Origin of the sequence: Moraxella sp. FZFQ2102 (assembly GCF_024137865.1) — a bacterium.
Lineage (GTDB): Bacteria > Pseudomonadota > Gammaproteobacteria > Pseudomonadales > Moraxellaceae > Moraxella.
Map to the genome: position 1 here is coordinate 1,390,105 of NZ_CP099960.1, position 26,893 is coordinate 1,416,997.

General features: G+C 46.9%; 26 protein-coding genes and 1 pseudogene. 16 read left to right on the forward strand and 11 right to left on the reverse strand.

All coding sequences use genetic code 11. The features are described 5' to 3' along the window. Positions 1-86 precede the first annotated feature (86 nt). Positions 87-770 (reverse strand): DUF3108 domain-containing protein, encoded by a 684-nt coding sequence (locus NGM44_RS06475; protein ID WP_253222925.1) that lies wholly within the window; start codon positions 768-770, stop codon positions 87-89. Between the two features lie 49 nt (positions 771-819). Here NGM44_RS06475 and NGM44_RS06480 point away from each other — a divergent pair, with 49 nt between their 5' ends. The 3 genes from NGM44_RS06480 (at position 820) to groL (ending at position 3,064) form a co-directional block, all read left to right on the forward strand. After that, positions 820-981, forward strand: a complete 162-nt coding sequence (locus NGM44_RS06480; protein ID WP_253222926.1) for a hypothetical protein — start codon at positions 820-822, stop codon at positions 979-981. A 62-nt stretch (positions 982-1,043) separates the two neighbouring features. Then, a complete protein-coding gene (groES, locus tag NGM44_RS06485; RefSeq protein WP_253224645.1) occupies positions 1,044-1,334 on the forward strand; it encodes a co-chaperone GroES in 291 nt (96 codons plus the stop codon). Between the two features lie 89 nt (positions 1,335-1,423). Beyond that, entirely contained in the window at positions 1,424-3,064 is a 1,641-nt protein-coding gene (gene groL / locus NGM44_RS06490; RefSeq protein ID WP_253222927.1) for a chaperonin GroEL, read from the forward strand. Positions 3,065-3,307: 243 nt separating this feature from the next. On the opposite strand, the gene NGM44_RS06495 is transcribed toward groL, so the two are convergent. After that, entirely contained in the window at positions 3,308-3,529 is a 222-nt protein-coding gene (locus NGM44_RS06495; RefSeq protein WP_253222928.1) for a YdcH family protein, read from the reverse strand. Positions 3,530-3,815: 286 nt separating this feature from the next. On the opposite strand from NGM44_RS06495, the gene ahpF reads away from it, so the two are divergent. The 3 genes and pseudogenes from ahpF (at position 3,816) to NGM44_RS06510 (ending at position 6,946) form a co-directional block, all read left to right on the forward strand. Then, positions 3,816-5,372, forward strand: coding sequence for an alkyl hydroperoxide reductase subunit F (ahpF, locus tag NGM44_RS06500; RefSeq protein ID WP_253224646.1), 1,557 nt, complete (start codon positions 3,816-3,818; stop codon positions 5,370-5,372). Positions 5,373-5,721: 349 nt separating this feature from the next. Further along, positions 5,722-6,336: a hypothetical protein gene (locus tag NGM44_RS06505; RefSeq protein ID WP_253222929.1), complete on the forward strand. Its 615-nt coding sequence runs from the start codon at positions 5,722-5,724 to the stop codon at positions 6,334-6,336. 164 nt (positions 6,337-6,500) lie between these two features. Beyond that, positions 6,501-6,946, forward strand: a pseudogene (locus tag NGM44_RS06510) (DMT family transporter). A 43-nt stretch (positions 6,947-6,989) separates the two neighbouring features. Here the strand turns inward: NGM44_RS06510 and NGM44_RS06515 are convergent. Then, a complete protein-coding gene (locus NGM44_RS06515) occupies positions 6,990-7,928 on the reverse strand; it encodes a DUF5672 family protein (RefSeq protein WP_253222930.1) in 939 nt (312 codons plus the stop codon). 130 nt (positions 7,929-8,058) lie between these two features. Further along, a complete protein-coding gene (locus NGM44_RS06520) occupies positions 8,059-9,720 on the reverse strand; it encodes an electron transfer flavoprotein-ubiquinone oxidoreductase (protein ID WP_253222931.1) in 1,662 nt (553 codons plus the stop codon). A 308-nt stretch (positions 9,721-10,028) separates the two neighbouring features. Between NGM44_RS06520 and NGM44_RS06525 the strand changes: the two genes are divergently transcribed. The 4 genes from NGM44_RS06525 to NGM44_RS06540 all read left to right on the forward strand — a co-directional run bounded on the left by NGM44_RS06525 (position 10,029) and on the right by NGM44_RS06540 (position 13,430). Then, positions 10,029-10,649 carry a DUF1285 domain-containing protein gene (locus NGM44_RS06525; protein ID WP_253222932.1) on the forward strand — a complete coding sequence of 207 codons (621 nt, stop codon included), beginning with the start codon at positions 10,029-10,031 and terminating at the stop codon, positions 10,647-10,649. A gap of 34 nt (positions 10,650-10,683) precedes the next feature. Beyond that, on the forward strand, positions 10,684-11,538 hold the full coding sequence (murI, locus tag NGM44_RS06530; protein WP_253222933.1) for a glutamate racemase: 855 nt from the start codon (positions 10,684-10,686) through the stop codon (positions 11,536-11,538). 106 nt (positions 11,539-11,644) lie between these two features. Continuing rightward, positions 11,645-12,295, forward strand: a complete 651-nt coding sequence (leuE, locus tag NGM44_RS06535) for a leucine efflux protein LeuE (RefSeq protein ID WP_253222934.1) — start codon at positions 11,645-11,647, stop codon at positions 12,293-12,295. Positions 12,296-12,425: 130 nt separating this feature from the next. Continuing rightward, entirely contained in the window at positions 12,426-13,430 is a 1,005-nt protein-coding gene (locus tag NGM44_RS06540; protein WP_253222935.1) for a hypothetical protein, read from the forward strand. Positions 13,431-13,483: 53 nt separating this feature from the next. Here NGM44_RS06540 and NGM44_RS06545 read toward each other — a convergent pair whose 3' ends face one another. After that, positions 13,484-14,515 carry a bifunctional nicotinamide-nucleotide adenylyltransferase/Nudix hydroxylase gene (locus NGM44_RS06545; protein ID WP_253222936.1) on the reverse strand — a complete coding sequence of 344 codons (1,032 nt, stop codon included), beginning with the start codon at positions 14,513-14,515 and terminating at the stop codon, positions 13,484-13,486. Between the two features lie 110 nt (positions 14,516-14,625). On the opposite strand from NGM44_RS06545, the gene nfuA reads away from it, so the two are divergent. Then, complete coding sequence (gene nfuA / locus NGM44_RS06550) at positions 14,626-15,234, forward strand: Fe-S biogenesis protein NfuA (protein WP_253222937.1); 609 nt, start codon at positions 14,626-14,628, stop codon at positions 15,232-15,234. 162 nt (positions 15,235-15,396) lie between these two features. Here the strand turns inward: nfuA and NGM44_RS06555 are convergent, their stop codons facing one another. Together NGM44_RS06555 and NGM44_RS06560 are read right to left on the reverse strand one after the other, a co-directional pair. Continuing rightward, the gene (locus NGM44_RS06555) at positions 15,397-16,407 is read right to left on the reverse strand and encodes an adenosine kinase (RefSeq protein WP_253222938.1); all 1,011 of its coding nucleotides are present in this window, start codon (positions 16,405-16,407) and stop codon (positions 15,397-15,399) included. A gap of 102 nt (positions 16,408-16,509) precedes the next feature. Beyond that, the gene (locus NGM44_RS06560) at positions 16,510-16,959 is read right to left on the reverse strand and encodes a universal stress protein (RefSeq protein ID WP_253222939.1); all 450 of its coding nucleotides are present in this window, start codon (positions 16,957-16,959) and stop codon (positions 16,510-16,512) included. A gap of 183 nt (positions 16,960-17,142) precedes the next feature. On the opposite strand from NGM44_RS06560, the gene NGM44_RS06565 reads away from it, so the two are divergent. After that, positions 17,143-20,112, forward strand: a complete 2,970-nt coding sequence (locus NGM44_RS06565; RefSeq protein ID WP_253224647.1) for an insulinase family protein — start codon at positions 17,143-17,145, stop codon at positions 20,110-20,112. Between the two features lie 94 nt (positions 20,113-20,206). Here the strand turns inward: NGM44_RS06565 and NGM44_RS06570 are convergent, their stop codons facing one another. Next, positions 20,207-21,430: an NAD(P)/FAD-dependent oxidoreductase gene (locus NGM44_RS06570; protein ID WP_253222940.1), complete on the reverse strand. Its 1,224-nt coding sequence runs from the start codon at positions 21,428-21,430 to the stop codon at positions 20,207-20,209. A 217-nt stretch (positions 21,431-21,647) separates the two neighbouring features. On the opposite strand from NGM44_RS06570, the gene pgsA reads away from it, so the two are divergent. Beyond that, positions 21,648-22,301: a CDP-diacylglycerol--glycerol-3-phosphate 3-phosphatidyltransferase gene (pgsA, locus tag NGM44_RS06575; protein WP_253222941.1), complete on the forward strand. Its 654-nt coding sequence runs from the start codon at positions 21,648-21,650 to the stop codon at positions 22,299-22,301. A gap of 113 nt (positions 22,302-22,414) precedes the next feature. Here the strand turns inward: pgsA and NGM44_RS06580 are convergent, their stop codons facing one another. The 3 genes from NGM44_RS06580 to nadR all read right to left on the reverse strand — a co-directional run bounded on the left by NGM44_RS06580 (position 22,415) and on the right by nadR (position 24,772). After that, positions 22,415-22,849 (reverse strand): DUF962 domain-containing protein, encoded by a 435-nt coding sequence (locus NGM44_RS06580; protein WP_253222942.1) that lies wholly within the window; start codon positions 22,847-22,849, stop codon positions 22,415-22,417. Positions 22,850-22,961: 112 nt separating this feature from the next. Further along, positions 22,962-23,720, reverse strand: a complete 759-nt coding sequence (pnuC, locus tag NGM44_RS06585; RefSeq protein ID WP_253222943.1) for a nicotinamide riboside transporter PnuC — start codon at positions 23,718-23,720, stop codon at positions 22,962-22,964. Next, positions 23,717-24,772, reverse strand: a complete 1,056-nt coding sequence (nadR, locus tag NGM44_RS06590) for a multifunctional transcriptional regulator/nicotinamide-nucleotide adenylyltransferase/ribosylnicotinamide kinase NadR (protein WP_253222944.1) — start codon at positions 24,770-24,772, stop codon at positions 23,717-23,719. The genes pnuC and nadR overlap by 4 nt, the downstream gene beginning before the upstream one ends. 220 nt (positions 24,773-24,992) lie before the next feature. On the opposite strand from nadR, the gene NGM44_RS06595 reads away from it, so the two are divergent. The 3 genes from NGM44_RS06595 to NGM44_RS06605 all read left to right on the forward strand — a co-directional run bounded on the left by NGM44_RS06595 (position 24,993) and on the right by NGM44_RS06605 (position 26,874). After that, entirely contained in the window at positions 24,993-25,226 is a 234-nt protein-coding gene (locus tag NGM44_RS06595) for a PspC domain-containing protein (protein ID WP_253222945.1), read from the forward strand. 353 nt (positions 25,227-25,579) lie between these two features. Further along, positions 25,580-26,521 (forward strand): glycine--tRNA ligase subunit alpha, encoded by a 942-nt coding sequence (gene glyQ / locus NGM44_RS06600; protein ID WP_078254010.1) that lies wholly within the window; start codon positions 25,580-25,582, stop codon positions 26,519-26,521. Next, the gene (locus NGM44_RS06605; RefSeq protein ID WP_253222946.1) at positions 26,521-26,874 is read left to right on the forward strand and encodes a hypothetical protein; all 354 of its coding nucleotides are present in this window, start codon (positions 26,521-26,523) and stop codon (positions 26,872-26,874) included. Before glyQ ends, NGM44_RS06605 begins: the two co-directional genes overlap by 1 nt. Positions 26,875-26,893 lie beyond the last annotated feature (19 nt).

Genomic DNA, 26,893 nt, shown 5'->3' on the forward strand with positions numbered 1-26,893 from the left:
AACGCATAAGACAAAAAGCCTTGATGACCCAAATTCATCAAGGCTTTGTTTATGGCTATCGGTTTATAGCCGACTAAGATTACTGATTAGTTAATCTTAGTCAGTTCCATCGAATAGACCTTGCCATCATCGGTTTGGCTGACTTTGACAGGCAAATAATCTAGGCTTGGTGCTAGCCAAAAACTGGTGATGCGATCCTTGTCATCATGTACGCGGTCGATGCGCAGCACTTCATAAGTACCTGCAGGGACGGTGATTTTGCTTGTGCCTGCTTTTTTGAACTTGGTATTTTCGATATTGGTGCGCTTGACCAGTGGGTATGAGCCACTGAATTTACCTGCCATCAGCTCTTGGCGGATTTTCACTTCTAGGCTTAGATCATCATAAGCTTGGCGCGGCATACTGATGTTGGTGGTTTTGCCTTTATAGGTGCTGGCGACCGATTTTTTTGCACCATTGAACGCGATGCTATGCGTATTACCGATGCCCAAAAATTTGGTCGATGAGCTTGATTTGCTTGGTACGACGCTACTTGCACTCATCGTAAAATCCGAGCTTTGGTTGATGCTTGCACCCAGTGCCGAGCCTTTGACGCTGTAGCGATAGCCATTGCCTTGCTTGGCAAGCGTGCGCGTGGCAGTGCCTGTGATGCCTTCGGCTTGGACTTTATAGGTCGCCGAAAAGTTCGGAACGACAGCTGCTTGCGCGCTAACGGTCGTGACAGCCAGTGATGCAGCAGTGATTAGGGGTAGGGCATAAGTCATTTTCATAATTTTTCTCGTAATTAGCCAAAAGGGATGATCTTATAATGGACAAATTTTGTTACAAATTCAAGGAGAATTTTTTGGCGTTTTGTCGTTTTTGTGTCAAGTTATCGCCCAAATCAAGAAACATTGTAAATTGGTTAATTGGCAGCGCATGGCAGATTTTGGAGAAATTTTTGGCAAATTTTTACAAAACTTGCTTGAAAATTTGCCATAACAGCACCACCTAAATACTCAATATTCTTTCCACTTTTATCCTTAAAACATTGCAATGGAGTTATTATGAAAATTCGTCCACTACATGACCGTATCGTCGTTCGTCGCACCGAAGAAGAGCAAAAAACCGCAGGTGGCATCTTGCTACCGGGTTCAGCCCAAGAAAAGCCACAACAAGGCGAAGTGATCGCTGTGGGCAATGGTCAAATCACTGATGCAGGCGTGCGTGCGCTTGATGTCAAAGTTGGCGATACCGTACTATTTAGCCAGTATGCAGGTCAGACAGTGAAAGTCGATGGCGAAGAGCTGCTGATTATGAAAGAAGGCGATATATTGGGCGTGCTTGAAGCCTAATTGCTTGATTTGTACGGTATTTTGTACAAAATTCATTATCATATTTTAATAAATTTATCATTAAAAATTCAATTAACGGAGAAATTCTCATGGCAAAAGATGTAAGCTTTGGCGTATCAGCCCGTGAAAAAATGATCAACGGTGTCAATGTGTTGGCAAATGCCGTCAAAGTCACGCTAGGCCCAAAAGGTCGCAATGTGGTGATCGATAAATCATTTGGTGCACCGACCATCACCAAAGATGGCGTGAGCGTGGCAAAAGAGATCGAGCTTGAAGATAAGTTTGAAAACATGGGCGCACAGCTGGTGCGTGAAGTGGCATCAAAGACCAATGATGTTGCAGGTGACGGTACAACCACCGCAACCGTACTTGCCCAAGCCATCCTAGTCGAAGGCATGAAAACTGTCGCAGCAGGCATGAACCCAATGGATCTAAAGCGCGGCATTGATAAAGCGGTACGCGCAGCCGTTACCGAGATCAAAAACCTATCAACCCCAGCCAATGACCACAAAGCCATCGCGCAAGTCGGCTCAATCTCAGCAAACTCTGACACCACCATTGGTGAGCTGATCAGCAAAGCCATGGAAACTGTCGGCAAAGAAGGCGTGATCACTGTCGAAGAAGGTTCTGGCTTTGAAGATGCGCTGGAAGTGGTTGAAGGTATGCAGTTTGATCGTGGCTACATCAGCCCATATTTTGCCAATAAGCAAGACAGCCTAACTTGCGAATTTGACAATCCATTTATCCTACTTGTGGATAAGAAAATCAACAATATCCGCGAGATCGTGCCACTACTTGAAAAAGTGATGCAAACCAGCCGTCCGCTACTGATCATCGCTGAAGATGTTGAAAATGAAGCATTAGCAACACTGGTCGTGAACACCTTGCGTGGCGGTCTGAAGACTTGTGCGGTCAAAGCACCTGGCTTTGGTGATCGTCGTAAAGCGATGCTACAAGACATCGCAATCTTGACTGGTGGTGTGGTCGTTTCAGAAGAAGTGGGTCTAAGCCTAGAAACTGCTGAAATTGCCCATCTAGGTACTGCTAAGAAAATCACTGTCGGTAAAGAAAATACTGTCATCGTGGATGGTGCTGGCAATAAAGCTGACATCGATGCTCGTGTCGAGTCTATCAAACGCCAAGCAGAAGAATCTACTTCTGACTATGACCGTGAAAAACTACAAGAGCGTGTCGCTAAGCTATCAGGCGGCGTTGCGGTAATCAAAGTCGGTGCAGCCACCGAAACCGAAATGAAAGAGAAAAAAGACCGTGTCGATGATGCGCTACACGCTACTCGTGCCGCTGTCGAAGAAGGTGTCGTGCCAGGTGGTGGCGTTGCGCTAGTGCGTGCATTGGCAGCCTTGAGCGAGCTAAAAGGCGACAACGACGACCAAAACGCAGGCATCAACATCCTACGCCGTGCGATGGAAGCACCACTTCGCCAAATCGTTACCAATGCTGGCGAAGAAGCGTCAGTCATCATCAACCAAGTCAAAAATGGCTCAGGCAACTATGGCTATAACGCTGCCACAGGCGAATATGGCGATATGCTAGAGATGGGTATCCTTGATCCAGCTAAAGTGACTCGCTCAGCACTAGAGCACGCTGCATCTGTCGCAGGTCTGATGCTGACCACCGAAGTGATGATCACCGATCTACCAGCCAAAGATAATGGCATGGCTGCAATGGCAGGTGCTGGTGGTATGGGCGGCATGGGCGGTATGATGTAATTTTACTTGTCTATTATGGGCTATTGCGTCATCAATCTCACTCAATGTACTTATTGTACATTGAGTGAGATTGATTTAGCGCTAGTCGCATACTAGATGGCGTAAAATTCGCCGATAAAAATTCACGCATTGCGTTGATTTTTCAAAATCCCTGACTTTGTAAGTTGGGGATTTTTTTGTGTTAATTTTGGATAAAAAAATAAGCCCATCATCGACGGGCTTATTTTTTTACTTAATATCAAATTAAGCTTTGGTTTCTAGATAAGCTTTTAGCTCGTCTTTTAGATGCAGCTTTTGACGCTTCATTTCTTCAATTTCATTAGCACGGCTAACAGACGCAACTGGATCTTTTTCAAGATTTTCGATTTCGGTGTCAAGATCATTGTGCTCATTGAACAGTTTTAGAAAATGCGCATCGCCTTCTGCTTTAAGCTGAGTCATAAGCTCGCGATATTCTGGTAGCATGGTACTCTCCTGATGATTAAAAAAATTGACCAATTGTCTAGAACTTATCTTATCAAGAATGCGCCATATTATCAAGCACATTCACCAAATAGTCTGCCAAATTTCACAACTGCCAGTCCGTGCAGCAGTTTTTATTTGTATAAATCTGTATGCCATCGATTCGATGTTTAATCCGAATGATGGTAATGTTTGAAATTCCTAAATACTCAGCGCTGAGATTTTCGGTTATAATGAGCGCATCAAATGATTAATTTTTACACATCCTACAGTCACAAAGGGGATTATGATGTTAGACCAAAATCTATTAAACGCTGTCAAAACTTATAGCGAAAACATGACTCGCCCAATCCAAATGATCATCGGTGCAGGTGAGCACGAAAAGCGTGCCGAATTGGTGGATTTTTTGACCAAAATCGCTGGCACTAGCGACAAGATTGGCTTTGATGCGACCGTAGTCGATACCGATCTTAGCCCAATGAGCTTTAAGATCACCACTGAAAACAAAGACACAGGCATCGTCTTTAGCGGTATCCCAGGCGGTCATGAGTTCACTTCATTGATTCTGGCGATCCTACAAGCAGGTGGTCATACCTTGAAACTGGACGAAGGCATCCAAAGCCTAGTCAAGCGTATCCAAGCACCGCTAAAATTCCAAACTTTTGTATCGCTATCATGCCACAACTGCCCTGATGTCGTGCAGGCGTTGAACCAATTTGCCATCCTAAATGACGGCATCGAAAACGAAATGATCGACGGTGGTGTATTCCCTGAATTGGTCGCCGAAAAAGGCATCCAAGGCGTACCAGCGGTGTTCTTGAACGGTAAGCCATTTGCCAATGGTAAAGTGGATACTGCCAAGCTTATCGAAAAACTACAAGAGCAATACCCTGATTTGCTATCAGCATCGGATGAGCCACAGCTTGAGACCCAAGATGTGACCGTCATCGGCGGTGGCCCTGCAGGTAGTGCGGCGGCGATTTATACCGCTCGTAAGGGTCTGCGTGTGGCACTGGTGGCTGACCGTATCGGTGGTCAGGTCAAAGATACCCAAGATATCGAGAACCTGATTTCAATTCCGCTAACCAATGGTAATCAGCTTGCTGCCAATCTAGCGACACACATCAAAGAGTACAACATCACTGTCAAAGAGCACGTGAGTGTCAGCAGCATCGAAGAAGTCAAAGGTGGCTATCAAGTTACACTAAACACCGGTGCAAGCTGGACAACTCGCACCATCATCCTAGCCACAGGTGCCAAATGGCGTAAGCTTGGTGTCAAAGGCGAAGATGAGAACATCGGTAATGGCGTGGCGTACTGCCCACACTGTGACGGCCCATTCTTCAAGGGTAAAGATGTCGCTGTCGTCGGCGGTGGTAACTCAGGCGTCGAAGCGGCTTTGGACTTGGCAGGTATCGTCAAGCACGTGACTGTACTTGAGTTTGGTGACACCTTGCGTGCTGACCAAGTGCTGGTGGATAAGGCGATGGCAAAAGACAACATCACCATCATCAAATCAGCTGCTACCCAAGAAATCACCACTGACGGTAGCAAAGTCAATGCACTAATTTATCAAGACCGTACCACAGGCGAGAACCAAACGCTACCACTATCAGCGGTATTCGTCCAAATCGGTCTGGTGCCAAACTCTGAAGTCGCCAAAGGCTTGGTAAAAACCACCCCACAAGGTGAGATCGAAATCGACGCCAAATGCCGTACCGACAAGCCAGGCATCTTTGCTTGTGGCGATGTAACCACAGTGCCATATAAGCAAATCAACATCGCAATGGGCGAAGGCTCAAAAGCGGGTCTATCAGCCTTTGAATATCTGATGATGAACAGCTGATTGATTGCTGAATATGACAAAATCACGCCTATGATGGGCGTGATTTTTTGTTTGTGTTGGCGGGTTGTGCGTGTATCGGTACAGTGGTATGGTTTGATGATGTGTTGTGCGCACCTCTGTTCTGTTGGGTTTATCAGGCTTAACCCAACTTTCAGAGTGTAGTAGGGTTATAGCACTGGGTTTACCACGGTAGCGATACTGCAAAACAAATGCTAGCTAATTTATGCTGCTTGTAAATCGCCAATGAGATTAATTAGTAATGCACAACTATCTTTGTAAATAACTTGCCTTAACCGGCAGGCTTTGCTACAATGAACTTAGGTTAGGCAGAACTTATAGGAACAACATCATGCGCTTAACAACTTTTGGAATAACGGCAGTTTTGGCTTTATCTTCTTCATTGGCTTTAGCTAATTACAATCCGGTTTATGACCCAAATGATGAAGCCATGCCTTCTGTTGAAGATGATTTTATGGAACAACCATATAAAAAGGTTGGTAAGTATAAGGTTAGCCATTGTTTTGCAGCACAAGGTGGTTATGTGGACACTGGTGCCTATGTTCCTGATGATGAATTTGACAATTTTTGTAATTTAGAGGTTGTTGGCAAAGCTTTTGAAAAAGCTTCTAAACAAAAGGCGAATTTCAATAAAAACTATGTTCTTTATCAATATGAAGATAAATTACCAAATGAATCCACAATGTTCACTTGGTTTGCTTTGAATAAAAAAACCAATGAAGTGGTTGTTCTAGGTGCTGATGCTAGCCCTAGAGATTATACCATACCTGGTTCAGACAAGTTGAGACCAAAAACAAGCTTTAATGCAAAAAGCAATCAGTTTTGTATCACTCCACAAAAAAATCTAGGATTATATAACACTGGCGATGATTTTGAATATGAAGGAAAAACTTGTTTCTATCTGAAAAAGGGTAAATATGGTCCCTTTTGGTCAGAACTAAAATAGTTCGCACTTTTGGAATACAACCTGCTTTGATGCAGGTTGTATTAAAATCACGCCTATGATGGGCGTGATTTTTTTGTTTGTGTTGGTGGGTGGGTTGTGCTAGAGTGGCAATCTTGATACTTATCAAAATCAATAGGGTGATTATGCAGTATTTTTATTGGCTGATGGCATTTGCTATCGGTGTGGGTGTGGCAACTCAGGCAGCGATCAATGCACGTTTGGCGTTTGGGTTAGGCAGTCAGCCATTGGCGGCAGCGTTCTTTTCATTTGCCATCGGTACGCTGTGTCTAGCGGTGGTGATGCTATTTTCGAGTAATTTTGGGGCGATCGGTGGTGCGATCGGTGCTCAGCCGTGGTGGCGATGGATTGGCGGTGCGATCGGGGCGGTATTTGTTTTTGTACGGCGTTTTTGGCACCCAAGATTGGACTGGTTAATATGGCGTTTTTGATTATCCTAGGTCAGCTGATTGCAGGCATGGTGATTGATGGCTTTGGGCTGATTCAGATGCCAGTGCGGACATTGGCATGGCATAAATATCTGGGATTGGCCGTGATGATGGCGGGGCTTGTGCTGTTTATGTTTGGTGATAAGCTCAAGACAACCATCTAATCATCGGCACATTACTCACTACAAGCCATCAAGCATTATTACTTTAGTCGCTTTTCTTATCTTGACCGCCAGTATCATCCTCCAAAAATGCCCTTGGCACATCGATGGATAAGTCTGTGCCAAGCAGCCAATTGCACAGGGCATTGGTCGCTGGGTTGTTCTGACTCATACGCAATTTTTTGGCCATATAAAGCTTCTTGGCACTGGTCAGCACCAAATGCCCAAAGGCATGACAGCCAAGCACTTGTTTGCGTGGAATATCCAAAGCTTGATGTACAGTCGTCGATTCACAAGCAAAATAACAAGCTGTCTTTATTGGTGCAAAGCGAATACCTTGGGCCAATAATTGATTGCGAATCATCACGCACAGATACATATCTTCATTGTGCGATATGGATTCAAAGTCAAGTGACAAGGGCTGCGCACTAAAAAACTTAGGAATGTTCACTTGCCATTTGATGCCCAATTTTCTAGGCATACCCAGTAGTTTTTTGCTACGCAATGAAAAACCGCCATTTTGTACATCGATAAAATTGTCTGGCATATCATTCAAATATTTTTTGCACTCATCACCTTGATAATTGTTGACTATGCCATTTTCTAGAACTTCATACACACCATACACAGGTGCCCCGATATAGTCATAATCAAAAAACTCATCACGCCAGTTGTTGCCGTCCACCACAAAGCCATCGTTTTGGACGATCAATGCAAAGTCCGTCTCCACCAGCTGATCTAGTGCGTACAAAATAAACAGATTGTATTCAAGATAGCTAAACGGCTTGCACGCCAAATGCATGATGTACTCAGGCAAATGCTCAGGCTGGGTGGGTGAGACTAGGATGCAGCTTAGGTTGTCTTTGGGTAGTTTCTTTTGGAGCTCGGTATAGCTGCGTTCGATGGCATAGGCAGAGCCTTGTGCGTAGTCTTGATGACCTGTGATGCTGATGATGGTAATGCTTGGGGTGGACTTTGAACTCATGATATATCGCTTGGCAAAAATTAGTAAATCAAACCAGTATAACAAATCATACAAATATATCTATGAATAAATTGTTAAAAAAGCACGCCAATGATGACCATCAGCGTGCTTTTGATTATGTTTGATAAGCTTACATATTTGGATAGTTTGGACCACCGCCACCTTCAGGTGTCACCCAAGTGATGTTCTGTGATGGATCTTTGATGTCACAAGTTTTGCAGTGGACGCAGTTTTGGCTGTTGATGACAAACTGTGGCTCTTCACCGTCTTTTTGGACGACTTCATAGACGCCAGCAGGGCAATAACGCTGTGCAGGCTCAGCATATAGCGGCAGGTTCACCGTCGTTGGCACGCTGGCATCAGTCAAGCGTAGATGGCATGGCTGATCTTCGGCGTGGTTGGTATTTGAGATAAAAACGCTAGATAGCTTATCAAAAGTCAGCTTGCCATCTGGCTTTGGATAATCAGGCTTGTAGGCATGATCTGCTTTATCAAGTGTGCTAAAGTCAGGCGTATTATCATGGATGGTCAGTGGCATCTTGCCACCAAGCAAGTTTTGTTCGACGAAAGTGAACGCACCGCCCATCCAAGTGCCCATACGATGCAGTGATGGTGCGAAGTTGCGAGCTTGATGGGCATCTTCAAACAGCCATGAATTTTCAAAGGCGGTTTGGTACTCAACCACTTCATCACCGCTACGGCCAGCCTTGATGGCATTAAAGATGCTCTCAGCGGCAAGCATCCCTGATTTCATCGCTGTATGCGTACCTTTGATTTTGGCAGCATTTAGAAAACCTGCATCATCACCGACCAACACGCCACCAGCAAAGGTAAGCTTTGGTAGGCTATTGAGACCGCCTTTGGTCAAGGCTCGAGCACCATAAGATAGACGCTTGCCACCTTCTAGGATTGGACGGATTAGTGGGTGTAGTTTTAGGCGTTGTAGTTCATCAAACGGCGAAACGTGCGGATTATGATAAGATAAATCCACAACCAAGCCAAAACTCACTTGATTATTCTCAGCAAAATACAAGAACCAACCACCAGTTGATCCAGTCTCAGACAGCGGCCAACCTGAACCATGCATGATGACGCCTTCTTCGTGCTTGTCGGCATCGATTTCCCACAGCTCTTTTAGGCCGATACCATAGTGCTGCGGATCTTTGTCTTGATCCAGATGGAAGCGACTGATTAGGCGTTTACCCAAGTGACCACGACAGCCTTCGGCAAAGATGGTGTATTTGGCAAGTAGCTCATAACCTGGCTCAAAGCTACCTTTGGGTTCGCCTTTGGCATTGACACCCATATCGCCAGTTTGTACGCCACGCACTGAACCATCTTCGTGATATAGGATTTCGCTGGCTGCAAAGCCTGGAAACATCATCACTTCAAGCGCTTCTGCCTGCTCAGCCAGCCAACGCACGATATTACCCAGTGAGACGATGTAGTTACCTTCGTTATGCATGCTGGTTGGTACGATTGAGCTTGGTAATTTGACGCCCTTGGTGGCGCTTGAGAGCATATAGACACGGTCTTCTTTGGCGGCGACCGTCAGTGGTGCACCACGCTCTTTCCAGTCTGGGAATAGCTCATCCAATGCTCGTGGCTCAATCACAGCACCCGAAAGTGTATGCGCCCCAAATTCTGAGCCTTTTTCGATAACGCAGACAGTGAGCTCATCCATGCCGTTTGCAATAGCAAGTTGGCGTAAGCGAATGGCGGCAGACAGACCTGCTGGGCCGCCACCGACGATGACGACATCAAACTCCATAGATTCTCGTTCGATTTGCATACATTTTCCTTATCAAAGTAAATTTCAAAACATGGCGGATAAGCCATCATCCTAATGACTTACTGGCTAATGGTGGTTCTATTTTAACAAGCTTATCTAATTAGGCAAGTTAATATTGTGCAATGTACAGGATATATTACCAAATTTTATCAAAAAATGATATTAATCTTACCATAAGTTTTTATAAATCCATCAAAGACTTGTGGCAAATGACTTGCAATCTTGACCAAAACATCGCATCATAGATCCATCACTCTAAAGTCAAAAACCTAATAAGCTCCCCACTCTCCATCAACAAGGATGCGCTGATGACTACAAAAAACTCTATCAATTACAACAGCTTAAATGAACAACTATTGCCATTTTTGACCAAGTCATCCGACGGCACGACACCAAAGCGTAAGATACCGCCGCTACAGCGATGGCAGCCGACGGGCGAATCGGACATTGGCATTCATATCCGTGATAATGGTGAATGGTGGCACGAAGGTGTAAAAATGACTCGTCAGTCATTGGTGGATTTATTTGCCAGTGTGCTCTGGGTGGAAGTCATCGATGGCCAAAAAGTGCATTATCTAAAGACGCCGACGGACAAATATCGCATCCGTGTCGATGACGCACCGCTGTTTATCAATCGGGTGGATGTGGTGCGTGAAGATGGGGTGGATTGGCTGGAGTTTGGCACGACCAATGGTGATCTGATTCGCCTAGATGATGAGCATTTGCCGTATTTTTCGCACTATGGCGACGAAGAGCGGCTGTATATTGACACTCGTTTTGGGCTAACTGCCAAGGTGATGAATAATGTGATGTTTCATCTGATTAGCCTTGGCAAGCTTGATGAGCGAATTGAAAATAATCACAACAAAACCGTGCTAAAGCTCGCCAGTGGTGGTAAAATCTATGAGATTTGCCAGTCTTATAAATAAAGTGGTACTGGTGCGTTTTTTGTGAGTAATGGCGATGATTCATCCACAATCTGACCAACAGCACGCTGCTGATGCACCGATTGGAATTTTTGATTCGGGCGTCGGTGGCTTGTCGGTATTTCGGCATTTGGCACGGCTGATGCCCAATGAGCGATATGTCTATTATGCCGACACCCAAAATGTCCCTTATGGCAATAAATCAGGCGATGAGATTTTATTTTTGACCTTGCAGGCGGTGGATTGGCTGTGTAAGCAAGGCTGCAAGCTGATCGTCATTGCCTGCAACAGTGCATCAGCACACAGTCTGACTGCATTGAGAGCCAGATGTAGCGTGCCAATCGTGGGACTGGTACCAGCACTCAAGCCTGCCTGTGAGATTAGCCGAAGTAAGCAGGTGGCGGTGCTTGCCACCCAAGCGACCTTGCAGGGGCGACTGCTTGCACAAGTCATTGATGAGATTGCCACACCAAAAGGGGTGGTGGTGCATAAGCACTTTGAGCCGATGCTCGTGCCATGGGTGGAGTCAGGGATGCCGATCGATCATCATGTGGCGGATTTGCTCATTAAGCAGACTGACGAATGGCATCGGGCAGGCATTGATGTGATTGTGCTTGGCTGTACGCATTATCCGTTTTTTAAGGAATTTTTGCAGGCGTGGATTGATGAGCGACAGCTGTCGATGACACTACTGGATTCGGGGGCGGCGATTGCTGAGCGGGTGCGTTCTTTGCTTGAGTTTTTTGGGCTTGTGACGATGAGCAAGCAGACGGATGAGCCGTTGGCGTTTTATGCATCGAGCCTAGCGGGTCATGTGGCGACGACTGCCAAGCGCCTGTCGGGCGTGCCGATTCGCTTTGTGGATAGTGAGTTTACCGTCATTGATGTGTAAATTGACTTGAGCATCCTGTGGGCGTATGCAATATGCCCCTACAAATCTGTGTAAAATCAAATCGTTGTATAAAATTTCATAACTTATCCGTTTTAATAAGAGTGCGATGTTCGGCATTACTGAGATTACGACTTATTTTTTGGCAGTGGTGCTGGTGATTGCTTTACCTGGCCCAAATAGCCTGTACTGCTTGTCGGTGGCGGCATCGCATGGGCGAGCGGCAGGGTGGCGCGCGTTATCAGGCATCATCGTTGGTGATACGATTTTGATCATCGCAACAGTACTGGGCGCAGGCACGGTGCTGAAAGTTTATCCTGCCATCTTTGATGCCATCAAGCTTGTGGGTGGTGCGTATCTTGCTTATATCGGCGTGCGATTGCTTATCGTTGCTTATCACACCTTTAAAAATAGAAAACAAATTACAGCAAGCAGCGCCACGATCAAAGCGCCTGTGCGCCAAAATTATTTTTATCGCGCCTTGATGCTAAGCTTGACCAATCCAAAGGCGATTTTGTTTTTCTTGTCATTTTTTGTGCAGTTTGTCGATCCGACATATGCTCAGCCGTATTTGAGTTTTTTGATTTTAGCTTTGATTTTACAAGCGGTGAGTTTTAGCTATTTGACATTGTTGGTTTATACAGGCAAGGCATTGGCAGATAAATTCGTGCGCCGTCCGCTGCTCGGTGCGATGGCGATGTGTGCGGCGGGCGCGTTGTTTGTTGGATTTGCGGTGAATATGTGGATGCAGTCGATGTAGGCTGATATTGCGGGCGTGATTTGCGCATAAAAAAGCTTTGTTTTTTGGATAAAATCCATTATGCTAATGGGGAATTTGTGGATTTTTTTGAGTGTGGCTTTGCGGTGTAAGTTGGGGTGTAAGGATGAAAATGATCATGAATAAGCGCGGTGTGCTTGCATGCATGGCGATGATGGCTGCGCCGTGGGCGAGTGCGGAAGTGGTACAGACACCGACGCTAGCGGCAGATGAGCACGAGACAGAGGTGGAAGTATGGGTTGATGAGCGACACACACAAGCGCGTAATTGGCTGAGTCGAGCAGCGCATGGCATGGATGGTTGGTTTGGCACGCCCAATCCTGACGATCCTGCGCGTGCCAGTCTGCGAGTGATGATGGATACCACTTGGAATAGATACGATGGCACGACGATCAAGCCGCGCATTCGTGGGCGACTGAAGCTGCCTGCGCTTGAAGAGCGTTTTAGCGTGATGATCGGTGATGAAGATCTGGACTATGATCGCCCTGGTGATGGTGGCTACACCGATGAGCGACTGAACACCGCCAATGATAATAACCGTGTTTATGACCGTGAACGCGCGCGTGATAGTAATGCGTCATTGGCATTGCGTTGGTCGAAATTTCGCGAAACCACAGGGCTTGATGTCGATGTCGGTGTGCGCACTAATGATCTGTTTGTGCGTGTCAAAGGCGAGAAAAAATGGCAGCTGACCGATGATTTGAAAAGTCGCTTTGAGCAAGTTTATCGCTATGGTGTCTCAAGCGAGCACATGGCATTGACGACGCTTGAATTTGCCAAGACCCAGACCGATACGCAGATGTTGGTCAATCGCTCGCGCATTCTTTATACCAATGAAGACAACGATGAGACCATTGAGTGGAATAACAGTCTGCACCGTCGCCACGATTGGCAAGGCAAGCATGGCGCGCACGAACTCAACTACGGTGTCTATGTCGGTGGCAATATCTCAGGCGATGCGCCAAAGCTCAACAGCTACGGACCGTACATCAGCTATCGTCAGCCAGTGTGGCGCGATTGGCTGTTCTTACAAGGCGATGCTGGTTATTATAATAACAAGCATGAAGATCACAGCCATCATGTGACGCTGTTTGGGCGTGTTGAGATGGTGTTTTGAAGATAAAATTGATAAACAATGGCTTATGTTATCGCACATAAGCCATTGTTTTTTTAAATCTTTAACAACTGACAAATCACCCCATAATGATCTTCAAACATCAAACTTGCATCAAGCTTATTAAGCGGTAGCCAAAAAGCACGGCGAGCATCGTCATTGCCTTGGACTTTCGGCAAGGTAGCTTGGCTTGGCAGCTCAAAATAATACGCCATTGTCACCGTACGCGCGCGTAATGAGCGCTTGGGTGCGTCGAACAGTTGGGCGGATTTTTGACTGTTTAGCAAAGTGGCTTTGTCAATATCAATGCCTGTCTCTTCGATCAGCTCACGCACGCAAGCGGTCAGAAAATCTTCCTGCTGATCAACAAATCCCCCTGGTAGCGCGTACAGCCCGCGCCCATACTCGCCGCCGCGTTCGATCAGCAGAATATGCCCTGACTGCACCACCACCGCATCTGCTGTGATGAGGCTTGGCGGATAAGGTGCGGCTGCCCATGCGCTTTGATATGCTTGGATGTGGTCAAATTCACGCTTTAGCTCAGCGTAGGTGTCGGTTGCGATGAATGCATCCAAAAACGCGCGACTTGTGGCGGTCAGCACATCGCTGGCTACCATGCGTGCTTTGATGTCATCGCCAAAATAAGCAGCGCGCAGGGGTGTGGCTGATAAGCCCTTATAATTATCCACCATAAAGCTGCCATACTGCGGAAATAAGCTTAAGTAATACGAGCTTTCATCCTTGTCATGACCGATGATGGCGATCTTGGCGGCGGTATCATTGACAGCAGACTCAATGGCATTTTGTACGCCAATCAGCCATTTATTATCATTATAAGTGGCGTCATTGATGCCAATGCAGTGCAGGCGCGCGGCATCTTGTGGGGCGAAGCTGCCCAAAATCATCGCCGTGCGTTCGCTGACAGTGAAGGGATTTTTGGGCGTGCGTGGGGCATTTGCCGAGCCGATCAAGATGATGATTTTTTTGGCATAATGCAGCGCAGTCTCGACCACATGCTGATGCCCTTGGTGAAATGGCTGAAATCGCCCAATAAATACCAAATAATCAAATTCAAAAGCGTCGTTCATCACTGATCCAATAAAAATTTGTTGATAGCCTTGATAATGCCAACTATGTTACCATATATAATCAAACAGATTGTAAATAATTTATGCCAATACCAAATAAAGAGAACCCCATGAGCGAATTAACTAGTAACATCAAAATCACCGAATCTGCCCAAGACTATCTGGCTGAACTGCTTGCCAAGCAAGAAGTGGAAGGCATCGGCGTGCGCATCTTTGTTGAGCATGCAGGCACGCCACGCGCTGAGTGCTGTATGTCGTATTGTCAGCCTGATGAAGTGGATGAAGAAGATTTGCACATCACCTATGAGAAATTCACCGCTCATATTGATGCGCCAAGCATCCCTTATCTGCATGATGCGGTGATTGATTATAATAAAGACCGTTTTGGTGGTCAGCTGACTTTCCGTGCACCAAATTCAAAAGTGCCTCAAGTTGGCGAAAATGCCAGCATCGAAGAACGCATCAACTATATACTACAGTCAGAAATCAACCCAAATCTTGCCAGTCATGGTGGCTCAGTTGAGCTACTTGAAGTCATCGAAGATGAAGCGGGTCTGACAGCGGTCTTGAAGTTTGGCGGTGGCTGCCAAGGCTGTTCGGCGGTAGATGTCACCTTGCGTCAAGGTGTGGAAGTACAGCTTAAGCAATCTATCCCTGAGCTAACCCAAGTGGTGGATAGCACCGACCACAGCGTCGCGGATAATGCGTATTATAAGTGATTGATTTATCTTAAATGTAGCATCATTATCCAATACCCATCAATCGTAATTGGACGGTTGGTGGGTATTTGTATTTATGATAAATTACTCAGATAATATGAAAAAAATCAACCGCCCATCTTTCAAAGCGGTTGATTTTTTTGGCTTTAATTATGGCGTGTGTTATAGAGTCTTAGCCTTAATTGCTTGATAGTCCGCCACGCTTAGGCGAGGGCCGAACTGACTGACGATGGCGGCGGCGACTTCAGCGGCAAGCTTACCACAAACAGGCAACTCAAGCCCTTGGGATAGGCCGTATAAGAACGCTCCAGCATAGTTATCGCCTGCACCATTGGTATCAATCACTTGACTGACTGGGACGGCATCGATGTGATGTTCGATGATACCTGTATCGCCACGACAAGCGATGATGGTTGGCTTATCTGAGTTGGTGATGACCACGAGCTCACTGTATTTGAGTAGGGCATTGACAGGGTCAGCTTCACCATCTGCTTCGGCAAATAGACTGGCTTCTTCAAAGTTACAAAATACCGCATCCACGCCACGATCCAGCATCGCCAAGAGGCCTTCTTTGGCGAATTTGATCACGGCAGGATCAGCAAAGCTGACAGCGACTTTGACACCATGCTTGCGAGCGGTGGTGTGTAGCTGAGTCAGTGCATCACTGACCGATGGTGACATGGCAAGATAGCCTTCCAGATACAGCCATTTTGCGCCATTTAGGGTGTCGAATTTGATATTGTCCGCACAAATATCGCTGCTTGTGCCTAGGTGCGTCTGCATGGTGCGCTCGCCATCTGGCGTGACCAGTACCGCGCATGAGCCTGTTACGCCGTCATTTTGTACAGCGAAATTGACATCGGTTGCTACGCCCAGCTGCTCAAGGTCGCCCAAATAAAAATCACCCATATCATCACCACCGACGCGGCACTGATAAAAAGCTGTACCGCCCAAAGCAGCAAATGCCACCATACTATTGGCAGCACTACCGCCGCCTGCTTGCTTGGCAGGGCGGATGCCTTGCGCATCAAGGGCAGCAAACAGCGCGTTTTGGGTGTTGGTATCGGCAAGGGTCATATTGCCACGCGCAAGACCTGTGTTGGCAAGATTTTCTTCAGACAGTTTAAATTCAGTATCAACTAGGGCATTACCAATGCCAACGACATCATACATAATGTTCTCTCTTGGTTAAAAGTATGAATAAATAACAAAAAGGGCGTAGTGACACGCCCTAAAATTCTAATAAAATCAGAACTTTATAAAATAAAAATCAGCTTATTCAGCGGCAAGCTGAACCACCAAAAGATCGCTATCAACATCAGGCAAGATGCTGTCAGCAGTCGCGCCAGCAATCCATGCAGACAGGCCTGTGCGCTTATGGCGACCGATCACCACCAAGTCCACCGCGTGCTGATGGCAATAATCCACAATGCCTTTGCGTCCTGAGATGGCGGTTTTGATATTGACATGATGCGCTTCTAAGTGATTGCGACTTAGCACTTCAGCAAGGCGTACGCGCGCTTTTTGGCAGCGCGTATCATCAATCTCTTCTTGTAGCGCCGATGCAGGAATCAGCTCATAGCCAAAGCCAAGCATGGTCTCTTCGACGATGTGCAGCACCGACAGCTGAGCCTGTGGCTCAGCGTCCAAAATCCATTTGGCTTTTTGGGCGACCAAGTCGGTGTCGTCTTTTAAATCAGTAACCAGTAGTACATGTTGATACATAAATACGCTCCTTTTTTACTGGGTGGTTTACCAATTTGCTATGGTTAGTATAGCAAAATTTGCAGAATATTTTTATGATTTTATGACAAATTCCCCAAAAAAATTTGCACACTGTCTGTACATCACCTGTAGTTGTTTTTATGGTAAAATAGCCATTTTATGAATAAAATTTGGAAAAACATGATAGACGCATTACACCCAAGCTTTGAGTTGCTTGACACACGTCGCATCGAAGCACTGGATATTACCGTGTTGACCGCTCGCCATCGCACAACAGGGGCGATGCATTATCATTTGGCGTGTCAAAATAGCGAAAACGCCTTGATGATTGGCTTTGCCACCGTGCCGATGACTTCTCGTGGCGAAGCGCACATCCTAGAGCACGTGGTACTGTGCGGCTCTGAAAAATATCCTGTGCGAGATCCGTTTTTTAGTATGATTAAACGCTCGCTTAATACCTTTATGAATGCGATGACAGCCAGTGATTGGACGGTATATCCCTTTGCCAGTCAGAATAAAAAGGACTTTTTTAACCTATTATCCGTCTATGCCGACGCGGTATTTTTCCCCAACATTCATCCGCTGGATTTTGCCCAAGAAGGTATCCGCATCGAGCTCGATGATGATGGCAAACCACAGTACCACGGCATTGTGTTCAATGAGATGAAAGGGGCGATGAGTGGTGAGATTGATCAGCTGTATTATGCACTGACACCACACCTATTTCCGACGACGACTTATCATTATAATTCTGGCGGTGATCCTGCCGAGATTCCAAAGCTTAGCCATGCTGATTTGGTGGCATTTCACCAAGCGCATTATCATCCGAGCAACGCCATCATCATGAGCTTTGGTGATATTGCGGTGAGCGATATTCAAGAAAAACTTCATGACGATGCCCTAAGCCGTTTTGATGACGTTGCCCATCCTGCTCAGGGTAAAAAATTCTCATCATCACTAGAGCAGCCACTGACTGCCCCTGTGGCGGTGTCAGATACTTATAGCAGTGATAGCGATGGCAAGCAGATGACACACCATGTGCTGGCATGGCTTTTGCCAACCATCACCGATCCAAAGACTCGCTTATCATTACGCCTAGTCGAAGGGGTGCTGGCTGAGCATAGCGGTTCGCCGCTCAGAGCATATCTTGAGAGTCATCCGCATGGCACAGCACCAAGTCCGCTACTCGGCTTGGATGACAGCCATTATCAGATGGTGTTTTATGCAGGACTGCGTGGCTCAGATGCCGAGTATGCCGATGCGGTGCAGCAGGGGATTTTGGATTTATTAACTGATATTGCTAATCATCCGATTGCTGATGATGTCATTGAGACGATTTTGCACCAGATTGAGATTGATCAGCGTCATATCGGTGGTGATAGTATGCCGTATGGCTTGACCTTGATGCTTGAAGGCTTTAGTACGGCGATTCACGGTGGCGATCCGATTGATGTGTGGCAGATTGATGAGCATTTGGCATGGCTCAAGGACAAGGCATTTGAGCCAAACTGGGTGCAGTCATTGATTCGCACGCACTTGATTGACAATCCGCACCGAGTGCTACTGACCATGAGTCCTGATACGGATAAGGCGGCTCGCCTGATTCGTGATGAAGAAATGAAATTGGCAGAGCTAGATACGCAGCTTACTGATAACGACCGAGCCACAATCCGTCAGCAAAGTGCGGATCTACAGGCTCGTCAAGCCACCCCTGATGATGTCAATCTGCTGCCAAAGGTGGATCTGACCGATGTGCCAAGTGATGTGGCATTTACCCACGCCATGCATACCACGCTTGCAACAAATATGGGTGATGTGCCTGTACATCTGTATCATGCGGGTACGAATGGGCTGTATTATTATCAGCTGATTACACCATTGACCGGTGAAGTCGCTGATCAAGTGCTCAATAATCCGCTATTGCCACTGTATCTGGCACTATTATCCGAAGTGGGTACGAGTAAGCATGATGCACGCAGTTTCCAAGCGGTGCAAGCATCGCACTCATCAGGGGTGACGGCTCGTATCAGTCAGCGTACCAGTATCGATGATAAAGATCAAATGGGCAGTTATTTTGTGCTTGCCACTCGTGCACTCAATCGCAAAACCGAAGCCATTGCACTCGTGTCCGAAGTGCTAAATGATACCATCTTTAGCGAAACTGACCGCATCCGTGAACTACTTCAACAAAAACAAAGCGGCTGGCAGTCTCGTCTATCGGGCGCAGGGCACGCCTATGCCATGCAGACGGCAGTGCGTCAGATGAGCCGTCAAGCAGCGATTGAATATGCCTATTCGGGTCTGCCAGCACTCGCTACGCTCAAGGCATTTTTGGTGCAGGCAGCCCAAGATGAATCGCAGTGGCAACTGCTAACCGAGCGACTGACAGCACTGCATCAGACGATGATGAGCCTGCCAAAGCAGGTGCTACTGGTGTGCGAAGAGACAGCGAGCGAGACCCTATTGCCAATCATCGCCGATCAGCTATCGGCACAGCCAAGCAGTCAGACAAGCTCACCATCAAGCACGCCAATGCTATTTGATGAGCTTAGCCATCTACTGCATGATGATAGCCATGAAGACATCGCATGGCTGATCTCAACCAATGTCCATCATAACGCCGCTGCCTATCCTGCCACCACATCAGGTCATGCTGATACGCCTGCTTTGATGGTGCTTGCGCCATTTTTGCGTAATGGCTATCTGCACAGTGCCATCCGCGAAAAAGGCGGTGCTTATGGCGGTGGTGCAAGCTTTGATAGCAATTCGGCATCGTTTCGTTTCTACAGCTATCGAGATCCGCACTGCCAAGAGACTTTTGCGCACTTTACCAAGAGTATCGATTGGCTACTCACTACCGAGCATGATGATGAACAGCTGACCGAAGCCATCTTGGGCATCATCGCAGGCATGGATAAGCCGGGTTCGCCTGCTGGTGAAGCGGTCAAGTCCTGCTTTAGCGAGCTGCATGAACGAGACCAAGCATGGCAACAGGCGATGCGTGCCAAGATTTTGGCGGTCACTATCGATGATCTAAAACGAGTGGCGATGACTTATCTTAAGGACAAACCGCACACCAAAGCCACCCTTGCCCCGATGGAAAAAGAACAAGCCATGAGCGAGCTTGGCTTTGTGATTAAAAAATTAGCATAATAAAAAAAGCGGGCTTCGGCTCGCTTTTTTTGTGGGTTTGTAATGGGGTGATTGGTTGGGTGTGATTATTTTAAAATGCAACCCAAACACCACATCACCATTTCATCCCGATACTTTCGGCGCAGGCATAGCCACTTGCCCACGCCCAAGCAAAATTATACCCGCCAAGCCAGCCTGTCACATCGAGCACTTCACCGATGAAATATAGGTTGGGCTGCAGGCGAGATTCCATCGTCTTGCCCGAGACATCACGAGTATCGACACCGCCACGAGTGACTTCGGCGACTCGGTAGCCTTCGGTGCCACTGGGTTTGAGCGTCCAAGCGTTCAGCGTTGTGGCGATTTGGCGTAGGGTGTCATCTTTGAGATTGGCAAGCTCGGTGTCTTTGTGCGCTTGCCATAGATGGTTTTCGAGTGCGGTGAGTAGTTTTTTGGGTAGGATACCTGCCAAAGCGGTGCGTACAAGCTGTTTTGGATGTGATTTTTTGGCGGACAATAGCAGCTCGGTGATGTCTGTCTGCGGTGCTAGATTGATGGTGATGCTCTCGCCTAAGTGCCAGTAGTTGGATAGCTGGAGCATGGCAGGGCCAGATAGTCCACGATGTGTAAATAGCAGTGGCAGTGTGAAGCTTATCTTATCATTGGATGCGATGACATCTAGACTTAGCCCTGCTTGTGATTTTATCAAATCGCCTGTGGCGTCGGTAAAAGTAAACGGCACTAAGGCAGCTTCGGTGGGGACTATTGTGTGCCCAAACTGCATCGCCACCTGATAGCCAAAGCCACTCGCCCCAAGTGTCGGAATGGATAGACCACCTGTGGCAATCACCAGATGCTGACACTGATAAGTGGTGGTTGTGCCGTCTTTTTTGTGGGTGGTGCTAAGTACAAAGCCGTTATCATCAGTAGCACGAATGCTGTCGATGACGGTATGCAGATGGATACCGACGCCAAAGTCTTGGCACTGCTTTAGTAGCATATCTAAAATATCTTTGGCACTGTCATCACAAAATAGCTGTCCATGCTCTCGCTCATGATAGGCGATATGGTGCTGATTGACTAGGGCGATAAAGTCATCACTGCCGTATTTGGACAGGGCGGATTTGACAAAATGCGGATTTTGGCTGATAAAATGCCGTGGCTCAACTTGGCGATTGATAAAGTTGCACCGTCCACCGCCTGACATCAGGATTTTTTTGCCCGCTTTGTTGGCGTGGTCGAGCACGAGCACCGATTTGCCAAAGCTTGCCACATTGAACGCGCAAAACAGCCCTGATGCCCCTGCACCGATGATGATGGTATCGACTGTATGGCTCATAATGCGTGTCCTTGATGGTGGTTGGTGATGATTGATGGCGGTGGTTGGCGATGGCTTGGCAAATCTGTAAATCTTTTGGCATTTGTACTGTCGCCAAAATCGCTATGGTAACATTTTTACCACCCAAAAGCATTAACCATCATCGCCAAAATCCACAAAACTTATGGCAAATCCTGTCAAAATTAGGTATCATAAAGCAAATTTCTTGAGTGTGATTATGAGTACAGACACACCGCAGACCAAGCCTGCATCGGTTTTTAATCTGCCAAACAACCTAACCATAGCACGCATTGTGATGATTCCTTTGTTTGTGGCGATTGCCTATTGGCCGCCGGCACTCGGTATCGGCGTGCCTGCGATTTCGGATAACGCCATCGCACGGCTTGGGATGAGTGAGTTTAGCGATAGTTTATTACGCTATTTTGTGCTGACTTTGGTATTTGTGCTGGCGGCATTGACCGATTGGCTTGATGGCTATTTGGCACGCAAGATGAATATCACATCGGCATTTGGTCGCTTTCTTGACCCTGTGGCGGACAAGCTGATGGTCGCTGCGGCGCTGATTGTGCTGGTGCAGTGGCATCCAAATATCGTGATGGCGACATCGGCGATTGTCATCATCTCTCGTGAGATTGCTGTGTCGGCACTGCGTGAGTGGATGGCGGAGCTTGGTGCACGCACGAGTGTGGCGGTGTCATATGTAGGTAAGCTTAAGACCACTTTTCAGATGGTCGCCATCACCGTGCTACTGCTCAACTGGGAATCGCTTGAGATGATTGGCTATACACTGATGGTGATTGCGGTGATTTTGACCCTGTGGTCGATGATGATTTATCTCAAAGCCGCTTGGCCGTATCTTAAGCAGCCGTGATGTAGATGATAAAAAGTCGGGAGCATTGCCCGGCTTTTTGTTTGGGGATAACTTGTTTGGGGATAACTTGTTTGGTTGATAACTTGTTTGGATGACGGCTTGTTTAAGGTGCTTTAGCCGCCCAATCGTCGCCCCATATCATGCACCACCCACGCAGGGCCGATGAGCAAAAATTGCAAATCTTCAAAGAATGACGGCTTAGCACCTTCGATTTTGTGTCCGACAAATTGCCCAATCCAAGCGGCGACAAACAGCCCAACCCAAAACCACACCGACACCGGCAGATAATAGACAATCATTACGCACAGCGCCATAAACGCCAACATCTGCACAAATAGCACCAGTGATAACCGCAAATAAAAGAACAGCACGCCCACAGCAATCACCGCCAATAGCGCAATATGCACATGATACAATAGCGCCACGATACATAGGAAAATCACCGGCACGCATAGCCAATGGATGGATTTGTTGGTGGGGTTTTGATGGCTGACGGCATAGTCATCGAGCCATGATTGTAGTGATTTTTGGCTGACGAATAATGACACGGTAACTCCTTTTATTGACACTTCCAAGATTGTCTATACTGTACCAATTTTTGGGCAATTTTCAAAGGATTTTTGCAAAAAATAAAGACCGCCACAGGACGGTCTTTGGCTGTCAATGGATGCCTTTGGCGAGCTGTTCACTGCGATACCAGCCGTACAAGCCCACCACTGCATTGACTTGATAAATCACTGTCTGGATAGCAAAGATGGTGTTGCCCGTCATGATATTGACGATAAGCCACACGGCATTGACTAGAATCCACAGCCACCAGTTGAACGAATAACGCAAAATCATCGTCGCCTGTGCGGTGATGGATAGCACAAAGCCAATGACATTAATCCAAAAAAAGTCAATCATTCCCAAAAAACGACTACCATCATCACTGATGACACCATAGCCCTGCGCCTGTAGCCAGCGGTTAATCGCAGGAAATAGCAAAAGCCCTGCGATGATAAAGATGACGGTCAATAGCCAGACATATTTATTGGCGGATTTTGGCACCATATCGCCATCGGCATCGGTGTTGCTTGCCCAGTATTTGACCCCATAAGCATGGCTAAAGAAATTAAACAGTGGCGCAAGCATCAAGCCCACCGCCCCTGATGTCGCCTGCACCACCACTTCGCCTGCGGTGGCAAGCATCCCAAGCCCATTGCCTGCGATATTTTTGCGAAAGCTTAAGCCCACCACGCACAATAGACCAATGATAGATACCGCAAAATAAAACCAGTCGAGCGCTGTCTGCTCGGTCGTCGTCCAAAACCCAAAAAACAGCGCAAGCAAGCCGCAGCTGAACCAAATCAGCACCCAATACACGCTCCAGTCGTGCTTGCCAAAGCCAGTGATATTATCCAGTAATGCGATTTTCATAGGGTGGCATCCTTTGGGTGTCGTGTAGAATAAGTCGGCATCTTGCCAAGTATGTGCGTATCAATCCACAAGACGGCTTGTTGATAGCGTGCGTGATAATTATCATCATCAATCACATGATGGTGGATGTCATGCCGAGCCAAGATATCAAGGAGCGTCTGGGCAAAGTGGCTACGAGCTTTGGTATTGCCAAGACGACGCATCCCATCAGCGACCCAAGCGACATTATTATCCAAATAAATGGTGAAATCTAAGCGAAAATTATCGGCAAGGCTTGCCACCACAGGGTGCGTGCGTTTTTCATATACTTCACAAAATGCCTGCGTCGTCGCAAAATCCGTATCGACAAGCGTAATCGGTGCGGTGGCATTGGCGGTGGCATCCGTGATGGCTTTGGCGTGATTGATGGCAATCGGCAGATAATCACTGTACTGCAAGCCAAGCTCCGTACCGCCTAAGTGCGAATGTGTATAAAGCCGTCCCATCTCAAGTGCGACAGTTGCGCCATAGTGATTGGCAAGCTTATGAATGAGTGTGGTTTTGCCCGAGCTTTCGCCACCGACGATGCACACCGTCTGGGTATAAAAATAGCGACACGCAGGTGCAAGACGGTCAAAATTCATCAAAGGATTGGTCTGTATCATCAAGCCATCATCTAAGGTGGCAGCAATGATGGCGGTCGGATAGGTGGATTGGCTCAAAGGGTGCTTGCTTGCGATGATGACATCATCGAGCTGTAAGGCTTGGCAAATCGCATCAATGCTGTGATTGGCATGGCGGCTGCTACGATAATCAAAGTCCACGCTGGATAAGCCAAGACTTGTCACCGTATGCACTCGTACAAAGGCAAAATGCTGACACGCCACCTGCACCCATCGGGCGACATCACTAAGATTGGGCGTGCGACCGCTTGGCGTGGCGATGCCTGCGGGTGCGGTGATGACGATATGCAAGGTGTTGGCAAGCTTGCTGGCGTCGTTGATGTCGGCAAGATGACCCAAATGCAATGGGGCAAAATCACCGATGAGTAGGGCATTGCTCGCCTTTGTCATCTTGTCATCCTTTGTAAAGCTATGTTGTGTTTTGTATAAGGGGGTGTTTTGCGCTTGAAATTGTTGATAAGAGCTACCATCTAAGTAGCAAGTCAGCTGGCAATGCACGCTTTGTACAAATATTACAAATTAACATTATACCTAAGTTGCATATTGCTGGCAAGTCATCGTTAATAACGACTAACAATTCATTATGGCAATCATCATACGGAGTGATTATATGGCAAAACTCATCAAACTTCACCGCTCACAGAACCATCGCATGATTGCAGGGGTGATGGGTGGTATCGCTGAATATTTGGGATGGTCGCCAACGATGGTGCGCCTAGCTTTTGTGATTATCTCATGTGCAAGTGCCGCCGTGCCGGGGATTTTGATTTATTTGGTGCTGTGGCTGATGATGCCAAACGCCACACCGGCATCGTATGCAGATTATGGTGTCTATCGTTCGTAATGGATGCTAAATTTGTTCTGTGATATCCCATAAAGATGTCCCACAAAATCCACCAAAATCTTGAAAAAGAATGGAAAAAATGCCCGTTGTTTAGTACAATGGGCATTATTTTTTTATCTTAATTTTAGGGCGTGTTGAACTTTGGTATTTGCAATGAAAAATGAGAAAAATCGCACGTTTTTCAAGGAAAATCGTTTGTTAATATTAAAATATTAACAAACGATTTGATGAAGAAAAACAAGATTTAGCCATTTTTCATGCAAAAATTGATGAAAAGTATTAAATTTTTATCATATTTTATGACAATGTTATCAATGTTCAACACGCCCTACATGAAAATCGGGCGATAACTCATGACTTTTCAACAAATTATTCTCACTCTTCAAAACTACTGGGCGTCTCGTGGCTGCGTCGTGTTGCAGCCTTATGACATGGAAATGGGCGCAGGCACATTTCACACGGCGACATTTTTGCGTGCGTTGACCCCCGAAAAATGGAACGCCGCCTATGTGCAGCCATCACGCCGTCCGACCGATGGACGCTATGGCGACAACCCAAACCGCTTACAGCATTATTATCAATTCCAAGTGGTGCTAAAGCCAAACCCTGCCAATATCCAAGAGCTGTATCTCGGCTCGTTAGAAGCGTTGGGGATTGACACCTTAACCCATGATATCCGCTTTGTCGAAGATAACTGGGAATCGCCAACCTTGGGTGCGTGGGGCTTGGGCTGGGAAGTGTGGCTAAACGGCATGGAAGTCACGCAGTTTACTTATTTTCAGCAAGTCGGCGGTATCGAGTGCTTCCCTGTGACCGGCGAAATCACCTACGGGCTTGAGCGTCTTGCCATGTATATCCAAGGCGTCGATAGCGTCTATGATTTGGTCTGGACGGACGGCGAATTTGGCAAAGTGACTTATGGCGATGTGTTCCACCAAAACGAAGTGGAGCAGTCCACCTATAACTTTGAATACGCCAATGTCGATAAGCTGTTTGAATTGTTTGACTTTTATGAAGCTGAAGCGGATAGACTTGTCGCGGTGAATTTGCCATTGCCTGCTTATGAGATGGTGCTAAAAGCAAGCCATACCTTTAACTTGCTTGACGCTCGTGGGGCGATTAGTGTGACCGAACGCCAACGCTTTATTCTGCGAGTGCGTACGCTTGCCCGTAAAGTGGCGGTAAGCTATACCGAAGCCCGCGCCAAGCTTGGTTTCCCATTGGCGGACGAAGCCCATAAGGCAGAAGCGCTGGAGAAGTGGTTGCCAAAAGACGAACAAGCGGAGAATAAATAATGAAAGCAACAAAACTGATTTGGGTTCTAGGTCTATCTGTATTCCTAACTGCCTGTGGCTTTATCGGCGGTAATGATAATAGCGATGAAAAAGGCGATACTACCGAACAAACCAGCCGCCAAGACAATCAAAGCGACAACGATCGTGATAGCGACCGCACCAACGACGCTGATAATGATCGTGATAATGATGGCGATAATCAAGGCAATCAAGGTGATGACGACCGAGATAACGACCGCCAAAATGACAACGATAACGATCGTGACAATGATGATGACAATGACAGCGATCGTGATAATGAGCGTAATCAGGACAACGACCGTGACGATGACGGCGATAAAAAAGATGATTGATACTATTTGAAAAAATTTC